The organism is Nonomuraea rhodomycinica (genome assembly GCF_013363995.1).
Classification (GTDB): Bacteria; Actinomycetota; Actinomycetes; order Streptosporangiales; family Streptosporangiaceae; genus Nonomuraea; species Nonomuraea rhodomycinica.
This window is the reverse complement of record NZ_JABWGO010000001.1, coordinates 509,719-529,255: the sequence shown is the minus strand read 5'-3', so window position 1 is coordinate 529,255 and position 19,537 is coordinate 509,719. Positions and strand designations below refer to the sequence as shown.

The 19,537-nt window shown below is 73.8% G+C and carries 18 protein-coding genes; 9 read left to right on the top strand and 9 right to left on the bottom strand.

The genetic code is table 11. The features are described 5' to 3' along the window. Nucleotides 1-70 precede the first annotated feature (70 nt). The gene (locus tag HT134_RS02540; protein WP_175598610.1) at nt 71-919 is read left to right on the top strand and encodes a phosphotransferase; all 849 of its coding nucleotides are present in this window, start codon (nt 71-73) and stop codon (nt 917-919) included. A gap of 177 nt (nt 920-1,096) precedes the next feature. On the opposite strand, the gene HT134_RS02535 is transcribed toward HT134_RS02540, so the two are convergent. Next, on the bottom strand, nt 1,097-1,405 hold the full coding sequence (locus HT134_RS02535; RefSeq protein WP_175598609.1) for a type II secretion system protein M: 309 nt from the start codon (nt 1,403-1,405) through the stop codon (nt 1,097-1,099). Between the two features lie 118 nt (nt 1,406-1,523). Between HT134_RS02535 and HT134_RS02530 the strand changes: the two genes are divergently transcribed. Both HT134_RS02530 and HT134_RS02525 read left to right on the top strand, forming a co-directional pair. After that, entirely contained in the window at nt 1,524-2,216 is a 693-nt protein-coding gene (locus HT134_RS02530) for a DedA family protein (RefSeq protein WP_246363519.1), read from the top strand. 250 nt (nt 2,217-2,466) lie between these two features. Then, nucleotides 2,467-2,649, top strand: coding sequence for a hypothetical protein (locus HT134_RS02525; RefSeq protein ID WP_175598608.1), 183 nt, complete (start codon nt 2,467-2,469; stop codon nt 2,647-2,649). Nucleotides 2,650-2,760: 111 nt separating this feature from the next. Here the strand turns inward: HT134_RS02525 and HT134_RS02520 are convergent, their stop codons facing one another. The 6 genes from HT134_RS02520 to HT134_RS02495 all read right to left on the bottom strand — a co-directional run bounded on the left by HT134_RS02520 (nt 2,761) and on the right by HT134_RS02495 (nt 10,611). Continuing rightward, on the bottom strand, nt 2,761-4,173 hold the full coding sequence (locus tag HT134_RS02520; protein ID WP_312887929.1) for a dihydrolipoyl dehydrogenase family protein: 1,413 nt from the start codon (nt 4,171-4,173) through the stop codon (nt 2,761-2,763). A 513-nt stretch (nt 4,174-4,686) separates the two neighbouring features. Next, a complete protein-coding gene (locus tag HT134_RS02515; RefSeq protein WP_175598607.1) occupies nt 4,687-5,301 on the bottom strand; it encodes a pentapeptide repeat-containing protein in 615 nt (204 codons plus the stop codon). Between the two features lie 79 nt (nt 5,302-5,380). After that, nucleotides 5,381-6,556 carry a cation:proton antiporter gene (locus HT134_RS02510; RefSeq protein WP_175598606.1) on the bottom strand — a complete coding sequence of 392 codons (1,176 nt, stop codon included), beginning with the start codon at nt 6,554-6,556 and terminating at the stop codon, nt 5,381-5,383. An 8-nt stretch (nt 6,557-6,564) separates the two neighbouring features. Next, nucleotides 6,565-7,047 carry a cation:proton antiporter regulatory subunit gene (locus tag HT134_RS02505; RefSeq protein ID WP_175598605.1) on the bottom strand — a complete coding sequence of 161 codons (483 nt, stop codon included), beginning with the start codon at nt 7,045-7,047 and terminating at the stop codon, nt 6,565-6,567. Between the two features lie 109 nt (nt 7,048-7,156). Further along, complete coding sequence (locus HT134_RS02500) at nt 7,157-8,332, bottom strand: acetate/propionate family kinase (RefSeq protein WP_175598604.1); 1,176 nt, start codon at nt 8,330-8,332, stop codon at nt 7,157-7,159. Further along, nucleotides 8,308-10,611 (bottom strand): phosphoketolase family protein, encoded by a 2,304-nt coding sequence (locus HT134_RS02495; protein ID WP_246363518.1) that lies wholly within the window; start codon nt 10,609-10,611, stop codon nt 8,308-8,310. The genes HT134_RS02500 and HT134_RS02495 overlap by 25 nt, the downstream gene beginning before the upstream one ends. A 130-nt stretch (nt 10,612-10,741) precedes the next feature. On the opposite strand from HT134_RS02495, the gene HT134_RS02490 reads away from it, so the two are divergent. From HT134_RS02490 to HT134_RS02465, 6 genes are all read left to right on the top strand, one after another. Beyond that, nucleotides 10,742-11,131, top strand: a complete 390-nt coding sequence (locus tag HT134_RS02490; protein WP_175598603.1) for an ATP-binding protein — start codon at nt 10,742-10,744, stop codon at nt 11,129-11,131. 46 nt (nt 11,132-11,177) lie between these two features. Next, on the top strand, nt 11,178-11,594 hold the full coding sequence (locus HT134_RS02485) for an ATP-binding protein (protein ID WP_175598602.1): 417 nt from the start codon (nt 11,178-11,180) through the stop codon (nt 11,592-11,594). 10 nt (nt 11,595-11,604) lie between these two features. After that, nucleotides 11,605-13,311 (top strand): IlvD/Edd family dehydratase, encoded by a 1,707-nt coding sequence (locus tag HT134_RS02480; protein WP_175598601.1) that lies wholly within the window; start codon nt 11,605-11,607, stop codon nt 13,309-13,311. 135 nt (nt 13,312-13,446) lie between these two features. Beyond that, nucleotides 13,447-15,078, top strand: coding sequence for a glucose-6-phosphate isomerase (gene pgi, locus HT134_RS02475; RefSeq protein ID WP_175598600.1), 1,632 nt, complete (start codon nt 13,447-13,449; stop codon nt 15,076-15,078). 95 nt (nt 15,079-15,173) lie between these two features. Beyond that, a complete protein-coding gene (locus tag HT134_RS02470; RefSeq protein ID WP_175598599.1) occupies nt 15,174-17,288 on the top strand; it encodes an alpha-galactosidase in 2,115 nt (704 codons plus the stop codon). A gap of 4 nt (nt 17,289-17,292) precedes the next feature. Then, complete coding sequence (locus HT134_RS02465; RefSeq protein ID WP_175598598.1) at nt 17,293-17,646, top strand: spore germination protein GerW family protein; 354 nt, start codon at nt 17,293-17,295, stop codon at nt 17,644-17,646. 83 nt (nt 17,647-17,729) lie between these two features. Here HT134_RS02465 and HT134_RS02460 read toward each other — a convergent pair whose 3' ends face one another. Further along, nucleotides 17,730-18,452: a VIT1/CCC1 transporter family protein gene (locus HT134_RS02460; protein ID WP_175598597.1), complete on the bottom strand. Its 723-nt coding sequence runs from the start codon at nt 18,450-18,452 to the stop codon at nt 17,730-17,732. Between the two features lie 386 nt (nt 18,453-18,838). After that, a complete protein-coding gene (locus HT134_RS02455; protein WP_217707149.1) occupies nt 18,839-19,489 on the bottom strand; it encodes a hypothetical protein in 651 nt (216 codons plus the stop codon). Nucleotides 19,490-19,537 lie beyond the last annotated feature (48 nt).

Genomic DNA, 19,537 nt, shown 5'->3' with positions numbered 1-19,537 from the left:
TGCCGCGTCGTAAGATCGGGATCTTGCCCGCGGCGGGCCGAGCCGCCGGACCTCGACCCTGGAGCAGGACATGACCTCGCGCACGTACGCCGAACCACGCGACCCCGGACCCGAGATCCCGCTCGCCGGCGGGGACGTCACCGAGGGCGTCGTACGGGTCGGCGACACGGTACGCCGTCCGGTCGGCCCCAACGCACCGCTCGTCCACGCGCTGCTGCGCCACCTGGAGGACGTCGGGTTCGCGGGCTCCCCGCGGTTCCTCGGCATCGACGCGGCCGGGCGGGAGGTGCTGACCTTCGTCCCCGGCGAGGTCGCCGGGCGGCCGAGGCCGGCGTGGGTCGCCGACGAGGGACGGCTGGCCTCCGTCGGGCGCCTCGTGCGCGACTACGACGACGCCGTCGCGGGCTTCGTCGTGCCCGACGGGGTGCGGCCGGGCTACGAGATGGCGGAGCCGCCGGGCATGCCGCCCAAGCCCCCGTACCCGGCCGAGCTGGTCGGGCACATGGACTACACGCCGGACAACATCGTGTTCCGCGCCGGCGAGGCGGCCGCGTTGATCGACTTCGACATGGCGAAACCGGTCGCCAGGGTGGAGGAGGCGCTGAACGTGATGCTCTACTGGGCGCCGCTGGGCGACCCCGCCGACGCCGACCCGCCGCTGCGCGAGGTGGACGTGCCGCGCCGCTGCCGCATCGTCGCCGACGCCTACGGGATGACGGACGCCGACCGCTCCCGCCTCGTCGAGGTCGCCGTGCTGCGTACCCGGCGGGCGTGGTTCTCCATGAAGCAGATCGCCGAGGAGCGGGGCGGCGGCTGGGCGCGCATGTGGGAGGAGGGCGTCGGCGACAAGATCAAGAGGCGCGAGGCGTGGCTGGAGCGCCAGGCCGCGGCCATCGACGCGGCACTGACCGCCCCCTGACCACCCGACCGCCCTGGCCGTCCGGCCCGGCCGTCTCTCGACGAGGCCGACCGCCCTGGCCGTCCGGCCCGGCCGTCCCTCGACAAAGCCGACCGCCCTGGCCGTCCGGCCCGCCTCGACGAGGCCGACCGCCCCGTGACCGCGTGACCGGACTGAGCGCCCCCTGGGCCGCCCGGGTCAGGGCTGGTCGCGGGGTGTGACGATCATCCGGCCGCCGTCCTCGCGCACGTGGTAGCCGGCCTCGGCCAGGATGGTCCGTAACGCGAGCCGCACGGCGCCCCGGATCAGCCGGTAACGCGCCGCATGCTCCTCGCCGGGCGCCGCGTCCGGCTCCCACGAGACGACCACGCCGCGGCCCGGCTCGTGCCACACCCGCAGCCCGCCGTCGCCGTCCGCGTCGTGGCGTTCCACGGCGAATCCCGCCTCCGCGAGCCGCCGGCGGACGCGGCTCTCCAGCGCGGCGGCGTCGATGGGCGGGGGGCTCACGACGATCATGTTCCCGCCGTGGCCGCGTCCATTCCTGGCGCCCGGTCACGCATACCCCCGGCCGCACCGGCTAGAGGATCTTCCGGACACCGCCGACGACAGACGAGGAGCCGGATCGATGACCTCCGCGACCGTGGCGCCCACCGGGACGTCCCCCGACCCCGGCGGGATCGCCGGCTGGGCCATGGGGATCATGGACGCGCTCGGCGCTCCGGGCGCCGGGCTGGTCGTGGCGCTGGAGCACGTGTTCCCGCCGCTGCCGAGCGAGGTGATCCTGCCGCTGGCGGGCTTCTCGGCGGGCAAGGGCCGGATGGCGCTGTGGGAGGTGCTGGTCTGGACGACGCTCGGCGCGGTGGCGGGGGCGCTGGCCCTGTACGGGCTGGGCGCGCTGCTCGGGCGCGAGCGCATCCACGCCCTGGCCGGCAGGGTGCCGCTGGTCAAGCCGTCGGACGTGGAGAAGGCCGAGGACTGGTTCGACCGGCACGGCCGCAGGACGGTCCTGTTCGGGCGGATGGTGCCGGTCATCCGCAGCCTCATCTCCGTCCCGGCCGGCCTGGAGCGCATGCCGCTGGCCACGTTCTGCGCGCTGACCGCGCTCGGCAGCCTCGTCTGGAACACCCTGCTCGTGGTGGCGGGCTACCTGCTGGGCGACAACTGGTCGCGGGTGGAGCAGTACGTCGGGACGGGCACCAACATCCTGCTCGGCCTGGCCGCGGTGATGATCCTGGTGTGGGCGGGCCGCCGCGTCGCCGGGAACCGCCGGTCGGCGGACGGCGAGAGGAAGAGCCCGTCGTCCGGCAAGTCCTGCTGAGTCAACGCATCGTCGCGGGTTCGTGGATCGCGGCGGGCCGCGCGGGAAGCCTGACCCGCCGGGGAGGTTCGCCCGAACGAGGGGACGGCCGCCATGGGCGAGGCTTTGCCGCCGCGCGGGCGACCCCGCCGCGAGCCTCTGGCTACGTTGAGAGGTGTTCCGCGCCGCATGGGCGATTCCCGGGAACCCAGTCGACGCTCCGTCCGGTCCGGACCATCCGGACCATCGAACACCCACGGAGTGATCCACGATGCTGAAGCACCTGCTCGTCGCCGCCGCCGTGGTGGCCGGAGTCCTCACCGTCTCGGGCGCCGTCGCCGCCGCCGTGTCCGCGCACCCGGCTCAGCAGAGCGGAAGCGCCACGGTGCACGTCCCGGCGAAACCCGACCCGACCGAGTACTACAACGAGGACGACGAGGACCGGGCCCGGTAGAAGATGTCCACGCCCGGCGTGCCCGGGGGCGGGCCGCACCTCTGACGGGGCGGCCCGCCCCTCCGCGTCACCTCTCGCCTCCGGCCCTTCTCACACCGGCGGCGCCGGCCGTCAGAGCCCGTACGTCTCCAGCAGCCGCAGCCAGATCTCGCTGACGGTCGGGAACGACGGCACGGCGTGCCACAGCCGCTCCAGCGGCACCTCGCCCGTGACCGCGATCGTCGCCGCGTGCAGCAGCTCGGCCACGCCCGGCCCGGCGAACGTCACCCCCAGCAGCACCCGGCGGTCCTCGTCCACCACGGCCTTGGCCCGCCCCCGGTAGCCGTCGCCGAGCAGGTACGCGCCCGACACCGAGCCCAGGTCGTACTCCACGGTCCGGATCCGGAAGCCCGCGTCCCGGGCGGCGGCCTCGGTCCGGCCGACCGAGCAGATCTGGGGGTCGGTGAAGACCACCTGGGGCGCGCCCCGGTCGTCGGCCGTGTCGCGCAGCGCCGGCAGGTCGTCGGGCTCGCCCTTGGCCCGGGCGGCGATGACGTCGCCGCAGACCCGCGCCTGGTACTTGCCCATGTGGGTGAGCAGGTTGCGGCCGTTGGCGTCGCCGACCGCGTACAGCCAGCCGCCCTCGACGCCGGTGGCGCGCATGCTGTCGTCCACCTCGACGTACCGGCCGGGCTCCAGGCCCACGGTGTCGAGGCCGACATGGGAGGTGGCCGGCTTGCGGCCGGTCGCGACGAGCAGCTCGTCGGCCTCCAGCGGCGGCCCGTCGGGCAGCCGGATCGTGACCTTGGCGCCGGCCTCCGGCCGCTCCACCGCGACGGCGCCGGTGCCGAACCGCACGTCGATCCCCGCGTCGGCGAACGAGGCGGCGAGCAGTTCGCCGGCGAACGGCTCCATCCGGGGCAGCAGCCGGTCGCCGCGCACGAGCATCGTGGTCTGCCGGGCCCCGAGGCCGTGCATGGCCTGGGCCATCTCGCAGGCCACCACGCCGCCGCCGATGACGGCCAGCCGCTCGGGCACGGACGTGGCGGCGGTTACCTCGTGGCTGGTCCAGGGGTTGGCCTCGCGCAGCCCGGGCACCGGCGGGACGGCCGCGGTGCTGCCGGTGGCCAGCACCACCGCGTGGCGCGCGGTCACGGTGCGCTCGGAGCCGTCGGGGGCGGTGACCCGCACGCGGCGCGGCCCGTCGAGCCGTCCGGCGCCGCGCAGGAACGTGGCCGGCACCCCGTCCAGCCACCGCACCTGCCCGGAGTCGTCGTAGTGCGCCACCGCCTCGTCGCGCCGGGCCAGCACCTTGCCCGCCTCGATGGGGCCGATCGTCAGGCCCGGCACGCGCCCGACCTCGGCGGCCAGCTCCACCGGGCGCAGCAGGGCCTTGCTCGGGATGCACGCCCAGTACGAGCATTCGCCGCCGAGCAGGCGGCTGTCCACGACGGCTGCCGTGAGCCCGCCGCGCACGGCCCGTGCCGCCACGTTCTCCCCGGCCGGCCCGCCGCCGATCACGATCACGTCGAACTCGTCGCTCACGTCCGCCTCCCCAGACTCACCGTCATGCCGACCCCACCAGCCTGTCAGAACCGCGAGCCGTGGGGGCACGGCGGGGCGGCGGGCGTCCCGGGAACCGGATCGTCTTCCGGACGCGCCGCGGTGTCCCGCGACAGGACGTGAAAGGCCCGGCGCCCGGGCGCGAAGGCGACCGTGATACCGGGCGTTCTGGCTGTTCTACGGGCGGTGCCTGTGCTTCTGGCTCTGCCGGTGTCCCGCACTGCGGCGACGGCCAGGCCCGAAGAACCTGTCGGAAACGCTGCACACGGGCAGCAGCGTGAGAATCGTCATGTCACGACCTCCGCGTCGGTGAATTCCCTTGCTTTCAGCTCGCCACGTTACTGGGCCGACGCGGCATGTTCCCCCAAACCTCCGTCAACCAATCCGCGCTGCTTTTGGGCGGGATCTACGTCCGGAGCGGCGGGGCGCCCCGCCGTGGCGCGGACGCGCGCCGAGCCAGGGGATCGCCGAGTTGGCGGTGTGTTGGCGAACGCGTCAGCGCACGTCGAGGCCCAGGGCGGTGGCCACGACCGTCGCCTGGGCGGCGTCGATGATCGCCCCGCCGATCTTGGTGGTCAGCGGGTCGAGCCCGCCGAGGTCGCTGCCCCGCAGGTCGCACCGGGTGAGGTCGGCGCCGTGCAGCCAGGCGCCGGACAGGTCGCAGCGCAGCAGCGAGGCGCCCTCGAGCCGGGCCCCGGTGAGGTCGGCCTCGCGCAGCCGGACGTCACGGAAGCTGCTGCCCCGCAGGTCGGCGCCCGGGAGCCCGGCGAACGACCAGTCGCCCCCCTCGACCTTGAGCAGCCCGTACGAGCAGCCGTCGAACATGCTGCCCGTCAGCTTGCACCCCCGGAAGGTGGCGTCGAAGAACGAGCAGCGCACGAACGTGCAGCCCGCGAACCGGGCGTCCTCGTGGACCGACACGTTGAACCGGACGTCGCGGAAGACGCACTCGTCGAACACGGACCCGCGGTCGGTCGCCTCCGTCATGTCCACGCCCGAGAACAGGACCCGCCGGTGGACCTCGCGGTCCAGCTCGCGGCCGTCCCAGTCGGCGGAGTCGATCGACGTGTCGGTCGGCGGAGGGCGGTGCCCGTGCTCGCGTTCGGCCATGCGGGCAGGCTAGCCGCCCCCACCGACAGAAAGCCGGGCCCGGCGGCCGGCGACCCGCGCCCGGCGAGCAGCCCGGCCGTCAGGCGCTCTCGCCGGCGGCGCGCCGGGTCAGCGACGTGATGAGGGGCTGCACGAGCTTGGCCGCCAGCGGCCCGAAGGCCGCCAGGATCAGCACGTACGCCGCCGCCAGCGGCCCGAGGTCCGGGTGGATGCCGGCCGCCACCGCGAGCCCCGCGATCACGATGTTGAACTCGCCCCGGGGGATGAGCGCGATGCCGGCCCTGGCCTGACCGGCACGGGCGATGCCCGCCCGGCGGGCCGCGTACATGCCGGTCAGCAGCTTGGTCGCCATGCTGACCACGGCCAGCAGCGCCGCCAGCCCCGCCACCGGCAGGATCTTGCCGGGGTCGGTCTGGAAGCCGAAGAAGACGAAGAACACCGCGGCGAACAGGTCGCGCAGCGGCTCCAGCAGCGCCCGCGCGTCGTGGGCGAGCTGCCCCGACAGGGCGATGCCGACGAGGAACGCCCCGACGGCCGCCGACACCTGGAGCTGCTGGGCCAGCCCCGCCACGAGCAGCGCGAGCCCGACGACCTTGAGCAGCAGCACCTCGGAGTTCGGGCTGGAGACGAACGCCTCGATGAAGCGGCCGAAGCGCAGCGCGACCAGGAGCACCACGCTGACCGTGGCCAGCGCGATGGCGACGGTCAGCGCCCCGCTCAGCAGGCTCAGCCCGGCCAGCAGGGCGGTCAGCACCGGCAGGTAGAGGGCCATCGTCAGGTCCTCGAACACCAGCAGCGACAGCACCGTCGGCGTCTCGCGGTTGCCGATCCAGCCGAGGTCCGACAGCACCTTGGCGGTGATGCCGGAGGAGGTGGCGTAGGTGACGCCGGCCATGGCGACCGCCGCCACCGGCCCCCAGCCGAGCAGCAGCGCGCAGATCGCGCCCGGCGCGGCGTTGAGCACCAGGTCCACGAGCCCGGCCCGGGCGTTGCCGCGCAGGCTGGTGACGAGCTCGTCGGCGTTGTACTCCAGGCCGAGCGTGAGCAGCAGCAGGACGACGCCCAGCTCCGCCCCGGCGGAGATGAAGTCCGTGCTGGTGGCGAGGGGCAGCACGCCGCCGGTGCCGAAGGCCAGCCCGGCGATCAGGTAGAGGGGGATGGGGGAGATGCCGGCCCGCAGGGCCAGGGCGCCGAGCACGCCGAGACCCAGCAGGACCGCACCGATTTCGAGCAGGAGGATCGCGGTATCGTGCACCCGCGGCCCTACCCGTGCGCCAGGATGTCGGCCACCTCGGCGGTGCTGTCCGCGCCGCCCACGACCACCACGATGTCGTTGGCCGCGAGGCCGAAGTCGGGGCCGGGGCTGGTGACGACCTGCGGCCCGCGCACCACGGCGACGACGGACGCGCCGGTGCGGGTGCGCACGCGGGCGTCGCCCATGGGCCGCCCGGCGTACGGGGAGGTGGGGGGCACGGGGAGCTGGACGCTGACCAGGCCCTCGACCTGCTGGTGGAGCTGGTTGAGCCGCTGCACGATGCGGGGCGCGCCGAGCAGCTCGACCAGCGCCTCGGCCTCCTCGTCGTTCAGCTTGACCGTCTCGCAGGCGCGGTCCGGGTCGCCCTTGTCGTAGATCACGAGGTCGCGGCGGCCGCTGCGGTGGGAGATCACCGCCACCCGTCTGCCGCTCTGCGTCGTGAACTCGTGCCGCAGTCCGATGCCCGGCAGCGCCGTCTGCTCGACCTCCACCCGTCTCCCCGCTCGTTCGATCCGCCGATGAACACGAAGACCGTACCATTTGGCGGCTTCCGTCCCAGTTGGGAGAAATCAGGCGAACGGGGGGCAAACGAGCGGGGAGTCACAGGAGGGCGAGCGTCTGGCGGGCGATCTCCCACTCCTCGTCGGTGGGGACGACGAGCACCGCCGTCGCCGACCCGTCCGCCGACACGAACCGCTCCCCGGAGGCGTCCGCGGCGTTGCGCTCCTCGTCCAGGGCCAGGCCGAAGCGGTCCATCCCGGCCAGCGCCCCGGCCCGGGTGGCGGCGTCGTGCTCGCCGACGCCGCCGGTGAACACGACCGCGTCCACCCGGCCGAGCAGCGCGCAGTAGGCGCCGACGTACTTGCGGATCCGCCGCGTGTAGACCTCCAGCGCCAGGCGCGCCCGCCCGTCGCCGCCGGCGGCGCGCCGGCGCACCTCCCGCATGTCGCCGGACCCGGCCAGCGCGAGCAGGCCGCCCCTGCGGCTCAGCGCCTGCTCGGCCTCCTCGACGTCCAGCCCGCGCGCCCGCTTCAGGTAGCCCAGCAGCGCCGGGTCCACGTCGCCGGAACGGGTGCCCATGACCAGCCCCTCCAGCGGCGTCAGCCCCATGGAGGTGTCCACGCTGCGCCCGCCCTCGATCGCGGTGGCGCTCGCGCCGTTGCCGAGGTGCAGCACGATCAGGTTCGTCTCCTCCGGGGCGCGGCCCAGCAGCTCGGCCGCCCGCCGCGACACGTACGCGCACGACGTCCCGTGGAAGCCGAACCGCCGCACCCCCCACTCCCCGGGCACCGCGTACGTGTACGCCTCCGGCGGCAGCGTCCCGTGGAAGGCCGTGTCGAACACGGCGACCTGCGGCACGCCGGGGAAGGCGTCGCGGGCCACCCGCACCCCGGCCAGGTTCACCGGGTTGTGCAGCGGGGCGAGCGGCGCCAGCTCCTCGATGGCGGCGATCACGCCGTCGTCCACGAGCACCGCCTCCCGGAAGCGCGTCCCGCCGTGCACGACCCGGTGCCCGACCGCGACCGGGTCGAGCTCCGGGCCGGCCTCCCCGAACGCCTCCAGCACGGCCGCCAGGGCCTCCGCGTGCCCGGGGAACGCCCGCTCGCACCCGTACGGCCGGCCCCGCCCGGCGTCGGCGTGGTGGGTCAGCCGCCCCTCCTCCTCGCCGATGCGCTCCACCAGGCCCCGGGCCGCGCGCTCGCGGGACTCGACGTCGATCAGCTCGTACTTGATGGAGGAGGAGCCGGTGTTCAGGACGAGGATCCGTGCGGCCATGTCCACCCGCTGATCTCGGGGGAGTCCTCGCCGTGCTCGCGGGTGTACGCGCGGGCCCGCAGCCGGGCGTCCGACATGCGCTGGCGCAGGTGCGCCTGCGTGGAGCCGAGGCCCGGCACCCGGTCGACGACGTCCATGACGAGGTGGAAGCGGTCGATGTCGTTGAGCATCGCCATGTCGAAGGGCGTCGTGGTGGTGCCCTCCTCCTTGTAGCCGCGCACGTGCAGGTTCGCGTGGCCGGTGCGCCGGTAGGTGAGCCGGTGGATGAGCTGCGGATAGCCGTGGAAGTTGAAGATCACCGGCTTGTCGGTGGTGAACAGCGCGTCGAACTCGGCGTCCGGCATGCCGTGCGGGTGCTCCGAGCGCGGCTGCAGCCGCATGAGGTCGACCACGTTGATCACCCGGACCTTCAGCTCCGGCAGGTGCTCGCGCAGCATCGCCGCGGCGGCCAGCGTCTCCAGCGTGGGCACGTCGCCCGCGCAGGCCAGCACCACGTCCGGCTCGGCGCCGTCGTCAGTGCTCGCCCACGGCAGGATGCCGAGCCCGCGCGTGCAGTGCGCGATCGCCTCGTCCATGGTGAACAGGTCCAGCACCGGCTGCTTGCCCGCCACGATCACGTTGACGTAGTCGCGCGAGCGCAGGCAGTGGTCGCCCACCGAGAGCAGGGTGTTCGCGTCCGGCGGCAGGTAGACCCGCACCACCGACGGCTTCTTGTTGACCACCACGTCCAGGAACCCCGGGTCCTGGTGGCTGAAGCCGTTGTGGTCCTGCCGCCACACGTGCGACGACAGCAGGTACGTCAGCGAGGCCACCGGCCGCCGCCACGGGATCTTCTTCGACGACTCCAGCCACTTGGCGTGCTGGTTGAACATCGCGTCGATGATGTGGATGAACGCCTCGTAGCAGTTGAACAGCCCGTGCCGGCCGGTCAGCAGGTAGCCCTCCAGCCAGCCCTGGCACAGGTGCTCCGACAGCACCTCCATGACCCGGCCGCCGGGCGCCAGGTGCTCGTCCGTGGGCTTCAGCTCGGCGTTCCAGGCGCGGTCGGTGACCTCGAAGACCTCCGACAGCCGGTTCGAGGCGGTCTCGTCCGGGCCCATCAGCCGGAACGTGCGCGGGTTGGCGGCGATCACGTCGCGCAGCAGCCCGCCGAGCACGCGGGTCGGCTCACTGCTCGTGGCGGCCGGCGACTTGACCTCCACCGCGTGCTCGCGGAAGTCGGGCAGCCGCAGCGGCGCCAGCAGCTCGCCGCCGTTGGCGTGCGGGTTCGCGCTCATCCGGCGCGGCCCCTCGGGAACGGTCCGCCTGATCGCCTCCACCGGGCCGCCGTCCGGCGCGAACAGCTCCTCGGGCCGGTAGGAGCGCATCCACTCCTCCAGCATCGCCAGATGCTCCGGGTTGTCGCGGACGCCCGCCAGCGGCACCTGGTGGGCCCGCCACGTGCCCTCCACCGGCAGCCCGTCCACCTCCTTCGGCCCGGTCCACCCCTTGGGGGTGCGCAGCACGATCATGGGCAGCCGCTCGGAGTCGCCCCCCTTGTACGCGGCGATCCCGTCGAAGACCGTGTCCAGGGTCGCGGCCATCTCCTGGTGGTCCGGGCCGACCACGTACGGCTCGTAGCCGTAGCCGCGCATGAGCTGGAGCAGGTCCGCCTCGGGGATCCGGGCCAGCACCGTCGGGTTGGCGATCTTGTAGCCGTTGAGGTGCAGGATGGGCAGGACCGCGCCGTCATGGCGCCGGTCGAGCAGCTTGTTGGAATGCCAGCTCGCCGCCAGCGGGCCGGTCTCCGCCTCGCCGTCGCCGATGACGCACGCGACCACCAGGTCCGGGTTGTCGAAGGCCGCGCCGTACGCGTGCGCCAGGCTGTAGCCCAGCTCGCCGCCCTCGTGGATCGAGCCGGGCGTCTCCGGCGCCACGTGGCTCGGGATGCCGCCCGGGAAGGAGAACTGGCGGAACAGCCGCCGCATGCCCTCCGTGTCCTGGCCGATGTCGGGGTATTTCTCGGTGTAGGAGCCCTCCAGCCAGGCGTGCGCCACCGCCGCCGGCCCGCCGTGACCGGGCCCCGCGATGTAGATCATGTCCTGGTCGCGCTGCCGGATGACCCGGTTGAGGTGGGCGAAGCAGAAGTTCAGCCCGGGCGTGGTGCCCCAGTGGCCCAGCAGCCTCGGTTTGATGTGCTCGGGCCGGAGCGGCTCCGTCAGGAGCGGGTTGTCGAGCAGATAGATCTGGCCGACCGACAGATAGTTCGCCGCCCGCCAGTACGCGTCGATATCGTCCATCCCATGGTGATTCCTTCTCTCCGACAGCTCACACGCGTTGATTAGAACGGCCCTCCTGTGGCAGGGGACCAGGCAACCGGCTGAGTGAGGCGTCATGGACATCCGGTCATCGAGAACACAGGCGTTCGCCATGACATTCACCGAGGCGGACGTGGCGGGGGCACGCGGAGCCGTGGAGCGGTTCGCGCTGGCTCACGGCCTGGCGGACGAGCGCGCGGTCGACCTCGTGCTCGCCGTCAACGAGGCGGTCGTCAACGCGATCGCCTACGCCGACGGAAGGGGGGTGCTACGGCTGTGGAGGGACGGCGACAGCGTGGTGTGCGAGATCCGTGACTACGGGAGCGGGATCTCCGGGCGCACGCTGGACAAGGAGGACCCGCCGCCCATGACCTCGGCGGGCGGATGGGGCATTTGGCTCATCCGGCGCCTGGCCGATAAGGTCGCCATCACGACCGGCCCGGACGGCACCGCCGTGCGCATCGCGATGTCGCTCCCCGGCCGCGAGCGTGGCGCGACCTGACGGCGCAGCCCATCCACGCAGGCCAACCACCCCAGGCAGGCGACCCGTGAACTCCGATCGCGGCCAGGCGGACACTCCTCCGCTGCTCGACACCTTCTTCGAGAAGGACACCCTCTCCGGCACGCGCGCCGACGCGCAGCGCCTGGCCGAGGCCAACGGGCTGGAGTCCACCCGGCTCCTCGACTTCGTCATGGCGGTCAACGAGTGCCTGGTCAACGTCGTCGCCCACGCGGGCGGGCGCGGCAGGCTGCGCCTGTGGCACGACGGCGACCGGCTGCTGTGCGAGATCCGCGACTTCGGCCCCGGCATCCCGGCCTCCTACCTGGAGGAGGCCGACCTGCCCGCCCCCTCGCAGGTGGGCGGGCGCGGCATCTGGCTGATCCGCCGCCTGACCGACGGCGCCGCCTTCGCCACCGGTCCGGGCGGGACGACCGTCCACATGGTGATGAAGACCACACGATAGGCTCCGCCCCATGGGGCTCCGAAGCGCGCGCTGGTACTCCGGTGACGACCGGAACTCCTACATCCACCGGGCCTGGATGCGCCGCGGGCTGCCCGCGTCCGCGTTCGCCGGCGACCGGCCGCACATCGCGATCGCCAACACCGCCTCCGACCTCACCCCCTGCAACGCCCACCTCGACGAGGTGGCCGAGAGCGTCGGGCACGGCGTGTGGGCCGCGGGCGGCGTCCCGCTCGACCTGCCCGTCGTCTCCCTCGGCGAGACCAACGTGCGGCCCACCGCCATGCTGTGGCGCAACCTCGCCGCCATGGCCACCGAGGAGATGCTGCGCGCCAACCCGATCGACGGCGTGGTCCTGCTCGGCGGGTGCGACAAGACCATCCCCGCGCTGCTCATGGCCGCGGCCTCCGTCGACCTGCCCGCCCTCGTCGTGCCCGGCGGCCCCATGCTGACCGGTCACTTCCGGGGCGTGCCGCTCGGCTGCGGCACCGACGTGTGGCGGCTCAGCGAGGAGGTGCGGGCTGGCACCCTGTCGCGCGAGGCGTTCCTGCGCTCGGAGACGTCGATGATCCGCAGCCGCGGCCACTGCAACACCATGGGCACCGCCTCCACCATGGCCTGCGTGGCCGAGGCGCTCGGCATGACCATCCCCGGCACCGCCGGCACCCCCGCCCCCGACAGCAGGCTGCTCGAACACTCCCACGCGGCGGGCGAGCTGGCCGTCGAGCTCGTCCGGCGCGAGCGCCGCCCCAGCCGGGTGATGACCCGCGGCTCGTTCCTCAACGCGATCGTCACCCTGGCCGCGATCGGCGGCTCCACCAACGCCGTCATCCACCTGCTGGCCATCGCCGGGCGCCTCGGCGTGCCGCTCGACCTCGACGACTTCGACCGCGCCGGCGCCGGCGTCCCGCTGCTCGCCGACCTCCAGCCGGCCGGCCGCCACCTCATGGACGACCTGTACCGCGCGGGCGGCCTGCTCGCCCTGCTGCGCGAGGTCGAGGACCTGCTCGACCCGCACACCGTCACCGTCACCGGCCGGCCGCTCACCGACTACCTCGCCGAGGCCGAGATCTGGGACGACGAGGTCATCCGGCGCCGCGCCGAGCCGCTGCTGCCCGACGCGGGCATCGCGGTCCTGCGCGGCAACCTCGCCCCCGGCGGCGCCGTGATCAAGCCCGCCGCCGCCTCGCCCGAGCTGCTGCGCCACCGCGGCCGGGCCGTCGTCTTCGACAGCGTCGAGGACCTGCACGCCCGGCTCGACGCGCCCGGCCTGGACGTGGACGAGACCTCCGTCCTCGTGCTGCGCGGCTGCGGCCCCAAGGGCTACCCCGGCATGCCCGAGGTCGGCAACCTGCCGCTGCCCGCCAAGCTGCTGGCCAAGGGCGTGCGCGACATGGTGCGCGTCAGCGACGCCCGCATGAGCGGCACCGCGTACGGCACCGTCGTCCTGCACACCTCGCCCGAGGCCGCCGCCGGCGGGCCGCTGGCCCGGGTCCGCACCGGCGACCCGATCGTGCTCGACGTGGCCGCGCGGCGCATCGACGTCGACCTGCCCGACGGCGAGCTGGCCGCCCGCGACCCCGTCCTGACCGGCCACGCCCGGCCCGTACGCGGCTGGGAACGCCTCTACGTCGACCACGTCACCCAGGCCGACCGGGGCGCCGACCTCGACTTCCTCGTCGGCTCCGGCGGCGACGCGGTGGGCCGCGACTCCCACTGACCGCGTCCCCCTCCCGGGGGCAAAGAGTGGCCTGCGCCACGCGCGGAATCCGTCCCCCTGGGTACGGGGTTACGGAACCATGTGAACCGTGTGATCGGATTGACGGCACCCTCGAACGACGACGCAGGAGGACACGTGAGCGGCGACATCACCCAAAGCCAGGAGTGGGCGGCGCTGGGCAAGCACCACGAGGAGCTGGCCGGCAGGCACCTGCGCGAGCTGTTCGCGGAGGATCCGGGGCGCGCGGAGCGGATGACGCTGACCGCCGGCGACCTGTTCCTCGACTACGCCAAGCACCGCGCCACCGGCGAGACCATCGACCTGCTCGTGGCGCTGGCCGAGCGGGCCGGGCTGCGCGAGCGGATCGACGCCATGTTCTCCGGCGAGCACATCAACGTCAGCGAGGACCGCGCCGTCCTGCACACGGCGCTGCGCGTGCCGCCCGGCACCGACCTGACCGTGGACGGGCAGGACGTGGCCGGCGACGTCCACGCCGTGCTCGACAAGATGAGCGCCTTCGCCGAGCGGGTCCGCTCCAAGGAGTGGCGCGGCGCCACCGGGCAGCCCATCGCCACGGTCGTCAACATCGGCATCGGCGGCTCCGACCTCGGCCCCGCCATGGCCTACGAGGCGCTGCGCGACTACGCCGACGCCGGCGTCGAGGCCCGGTTCGTCTCCAACATCGACCCGGCCGACATCACCGGCACCCTGGCCGGCCTCGACCCGGCCACCACGCTGGTCGTGGTCAGCTCCAAGACGTTCACCACGCTGGAGACGCTCACCAACGCCAAGGTGGCCCGGCAGTGGCTGGTCGGCGCCCTCGGCGAGGAGGCCGTGGCCAAGCACTTCGTGGCCGTCTCCACCAACGCCGCCAAGGTCGCCGAGTTCGGCATCGACACCGACAACATGTTCGGCTTCTGGGACTGGGTCGGCGGCCGCTACTCCTACGACGGCGCCATCGGCCTCTCCCTCATGATCGCCATCGGGCCGGAGCGGTTCCGCGAGATGCTGGCCGGCTTCCACGCGATCGACGAGCACTTCCGCACCGCCCCGCTGGACGCCAACATGCCGGTCCTGATGGGCCTGCTCGGGGTGTGGTACACCGACTTCTTCGACGCCGAGACCCACGCCGTCCTGCCCTACAGCCAGCGCCTGCACCGCTTCCCCGCCTACCTCCAGCAGCTCACGATGGAGTCCAACGGCAAGTCGGTGCGCGCCGACGGCGAGCCGGTCACCACCGACACCGGCGAGATCTTCTGGGGCGAGCCGGGCACCAACGGCCAGCACGCCTTCTACCAGCTCCTCCACCAGGGCACGCGGCTCGTGCCCGCCGACTTCATCGGCTTCGCCGAGCCGTTCGAGGACCGCGAGGGCATGCACGACCTGCTGTCGGCCAACCTGTTCGCGCAGAGCTCCGCGCTGGCCTTCGGCAAGACCGCCGAGGAGATCGCCGCCGAGGGCACGCCGGCGCACATCGCGCCGCACAAGGTGATGCCCGGCAACCGGCCCAGCTCCACCATCCTCGCGCCCAAGCTCACGCCGTCCACGCTGGGGCAGCTCGTCGCCCTGTACGAGCACATCGTGTTCGTCGAGGGCACGATCTGGGGGATCGACTCCTTCGACCAGTGGGGCGTCGAGCTGGGCAAGAAGATGGCGCTCGACCTCGCGCCCGCCCTCACCGGCGAGCAGCCGCCGGCCGGCCTGCCCGACCCGTCCACGGCCACGCTCGTCCGCCGCTACCGGGAGCTGCGCGGCCGGCGCGTCTGAGCCTTCAGGCCGCCCCGCCCGCTCCCACGGGGTCGCGTGGGAGCGGCGTCTGACCCGATTGACGTCGCGTGCCGGGGCACCGGAGGATCTCTCCCATGCCAGTCATCCCGGTTCCCGGCCGCCGTCACACCTGGGCCGCCCTCACCCCGGCCACCGCGTACGTCTTCGGCGTCGAGAGCGCCGACGACACCCGCGTCGTCCAGCACTACTGGGGGCCGAGGCTGCCCGGGGCCGCGCTGGAGGAGGTCGCCGCCGACGCCACGGCCTGGTTCGTCACCAGTTTCCACGACCCGGCCGACGCCACGGAGCTGCTGCCCGTCGACGGCGGGCGCCGCTGGGGCGTGCCGTCGCTGCAGGCGGTCTACCCGGGCGGCGTCCGCTCGGTCGAGCTGTCCTTCGACCAGGCCGTCGAGCACGGGCCCGGCGAGCTGGAGCTGGTGCTGCGCGACCAGGTCTACGGCCTGCGCGTCGGCCTGCACGTGCGCGTCCACGACGACACCGACGTGATCGAGCGCTGGACCGAGGTGACCAACGAGTCCGGCGAGCCCGTCCACCTCCAGCGGCTCGACTCCGGCGCGTGGGCGCTGCCCGAGCACGCCGGGCACCGCTGCACCGGCGTGGCCGGCGCCTGGGCCCGCGAGACCCGCCTCCACCGGGGCGAGCTGCCGGTCGGCGAGACCACGTTCACCAGCAGGACCGGCACGACCTCGCACCACGCCAACCCGTGGATCATGATCGGCGACGCCGGCGAGACCGCCGGCGAGGTGTGGAGCGTCGCGCTGGCCTGGAGCGGCTCGTGGCGGCTCACCGCGCAGCGCCGCCCCGAGGGCGACGTGGCCGTCACCGCCGGGTTCGGCCACGAGGGCCTGTCCTGGCCCCTCGCGCCGGGCGCCGCCCTGCGCACGCCGTCCGTGCTCGGCCTGCACACCACCGGCGGGTACGGCGCCGCCAGCCGCGCCTGGCACGCCTACGCGCGCGGGCACGTGCTGCCCACCCCGGCCGAGGAGCGGCCCGTCCTGTACAACTCGTGGGAGGCCACCGGCTTCGACGTCACCGAGGACGGCCAGCTCGCCCTCGCCCGCCGGGCCGCCGAGCTGGGCGTGGAGCTGTTCGTCGTGGACGACGGCTGGTTCGGCGCCCGCACCGACGACACGCGCGGCCTCGGCGACTGGTGGCCCAACCCCGACCGCTTCCCGCAGGGGCTCGGCAAGCTGTTCGACGGCGTCCGCGACCTCGGCATGCGGGCCGGGCTCTGGGTGGAGCCCGAGATGGTCAACCCCGACAGCGACCTCTACCGCGAGCACCCCGACTGGACGCTGCACTTCCCGGGCCGCCGCCGCGACACCATGCGCAACCAGCTCGTCCTCAACTTCGCCCGCGAGGACGTGCGCGCCTGGGCGCTCGCCTGGCTGGACGGGCTCGTCACCGAGTACGGCCTGGCCTACCTCAAGTGGGACATGAACCGCAGCTTCAGCCAGGCCGGCTGGGCCGAGGGCGGCGACCTGCTGTGGATCGAGCACACCCGCGGCGTGTACGCGATCATGGACGAGCTGCGCGCCCGCCACCCCGGCCTGCGGATCGAGTCGTGCTCCGGGGGCGGCGGCCGGGCCGACCTCGGCATCCTGCGGCGCACCGACCAGGTGTGGACCTCCGACAACACCGACGCCCGCGACCGCCAGGCCATCCAGGAGGGCTTCTCCTACCTGTACCCCGCGAGCGCCATGTCGTGCTGGGTGACCGACAGCCCCAACCCGATCACGGGGCGGGAGGTGCCGCTGCGCTACCGCTTCCACGTGGCCATGGCCGGCACGCTCGGCATCGGCGGCGACCTGACCCGCTGGAGCGAGGAGGAGCTGGCCGAGGCGCGGGAGCTGGTCGCCGCCTACAAGGAGGTGCGGCCGGTCGTCCAGCACGGCGAGCTGCGCCGCCTGGCCGGCACGCCGGGCGTCACCGCCTCGGCCGTGCAGTACACGCTGGGCGACCGGGTCGTGGTGCTGGTCTACAACCCGTACAAGCTGGACGAGCGGCCGCCCCGCAGACTGCGCCTGGAGGGGCTCGACCCCGACGCGGTCTACGAGGACGGGACGGGCGCGCGCCGGCACGGGGCGGCGCTCATGCACCACGGTCTGACCCCGTCCGTGTGGTCGCCGTTCGGGCCGGACTACCGCAGCGAGATGGTGGTGCTCCGCCGCGTACAGGGCGGATCATGACGAGATGGACATCATGCGACTGATGGAGAAGGCCGGCGACGAGGCGGTCGTCAGGCGGGTCTTCGGCGAGCCCGTGCAGCGGGGGGACGTCACCGTCGTCCCGGTCGCCCGCGTCATCCAGGGCGGGGGTGGCGGGGGAGGACGGCGCCAGGGGGAGAAGGGCGAGCAGGAGGAGTCGGGAAGCGGCGGCGGCTACGGGTACAGCGCCACGCCCGTGGGCGCCTACGTGATCAAGGATGGTGAGGTGAGCTGGCAGCCCGCGCTCGACGTCAACCGCGTCGTGCTGGGCGGTCAGATCGCGTTGGTCGTGCTCCTGCTCGTGCTGCGGTCCATACTCAAGAAGCGCCGCCGCCGTTAGCCCGGCGAGGGTCCCGTGCGTTTTCCGGGCGTACGGGACCCTCCGCCGTTCACCGGACGGATCAGGGACGGGTCAGGGCCGGATCACGAGATGGTGACGCCCAGCACGTGGCCGATGCCGAAGGTCGCGGCCGCGGCGCCGACGCCGAGGGCGAGCTGGCGCAGGCCGCCCAGCCACCACGGCCGGGCCGTCATGCGCGCCACCACCGCGCCGAACCCGAACAGCGCCAGCACGCTCAGCACCACCGCCACCGCCAGCCCCGACGCCCCGAACAGGAAGGGCGCCAGCGGCACCAGCGCGCCCGCGGCGAACGCGCCGAAGGACGAGGCGGCGGCCAGCCGCGGAGAGGGCAGGTCGTCGGGGTCCACGCCCAGCTCCTCGCGCACGTGGACGCGCAGCGCCTGCTCCGGGTCCGCCGACAGTCCGGCGGCGACCTTGCGGGCCAGCTCGGCGTCCAGCCCGCGGGCCCGGTAGAGGGCGGCCAGCTCGGCCTGCTCGCCCTCCGGGTTGCGGGCCAGCTCGCGCCGCTCCACGGCGATCTCGGCGCGCATCAGCTCCGTCTGCGACTTCACGGAGGTGTACTCGCCGGCGGCCATGGAGCACGCGCCCGCGACCAGCCCGGCGAACCCGGCCAGCACCGCCCCGCGGCCCGCGCCCGCGGCCCCCACGACGCCGGCGATCAACGCGAAGTTCGAGACGAGTCCGTCCATGGCCCCGAACACCGCCGGCCGCAGCCATCCGCCGGTCACGTCGCGGTGGGTGTGGTGCAGCTCGGGGGAGTGCGGCTGGGCGAGCTCGACAGTCATGACAAAGCCTCCAAATGCCTATTACTACGTGAAATTTAGGCATAATTCCGGAGGTGTCGCAACGAAGGCGAGGCTTGCCTGAGCTGCGGCGTTACCGCGAGAACGGGCCGGACGACCGGCCGGGAGACGCCGCGTACAGCGTGGTGACCTTACCTTCCGTAGCGTCGTCGAGCTACGGTCTCCCGGCGGGAACGCGAGGGGGGCTCGCCCGCCGGGTCCGGCCCGGCTTCCGGCGTCGGCCGCTGCACGGGTCCGGGCGGGCGCCCCGGCCTTCCACGGCGACGTCGCCCACCCGGTGGCCGACGCCGTGAGTCACCGCGACAGCGCCCCGGGCAGGCGCGTCGCCGGCACGAGCGGGTTCGTGGCCGGTCCCGCTCCGGTGGGCGTCAGGCGCCCTTCCGGGCCGCCGTCCGCACCACCGCCTCGCCCCCGGCCGGGACGGCGGGGACCGGCGCCGGTCCGGCCGCGAGCCGGGGCGCGGGCAGGGCGGGGCCGCGGACGAGCGCCGCGCAGTCGGCGATCGCCTCGGTCAGCAGCTCCCGCAGCAGCGCGTCCGGGTCAGGGATGCACGCCTGCACGATCCCCACCACCGACAGTTGCACCGCGTTCGGGGCGGCGTAGCGGCGGAAGCCCTTCTCGGTGATCTTCGCCGCCCGGCTGAACTTCCTGGCCTGCTCGGCCGCGCGCGGCACCTGGGCCAGCGCCTGTTCGCTGCGCTCGCTCAACCGCCCCGACGGGGCGCCGTCGAGCCGGCACATGACCTCCTCGGCCGCCAGCACCGAGACCGCCAGCGCGAGCTGCCGCTCCGCGGCGGCCACCGGCAGCGCCGTCGTCGCGCACCGCAGGGAGATCTGGGCGTCGAGGCGCAGGTCGTCGCCCGCCAGGCCGATGATGGACGGGACCAGCCCGATGAGCCTGCCCCGGTTGTCGTCACTGGTGTTGTCGTTGACCAAGCGGGCGAGCGCGGCCAGCAGCGGATGCGTGCAGGCCGGGTGATCGCTCCACCGCTCGCCGGCGAGATAGGACGCCAGCTCCATGAAGCAGGCACCGCGCTTCGGGTTGCGATGTCTCCCTCGGGACAGGAC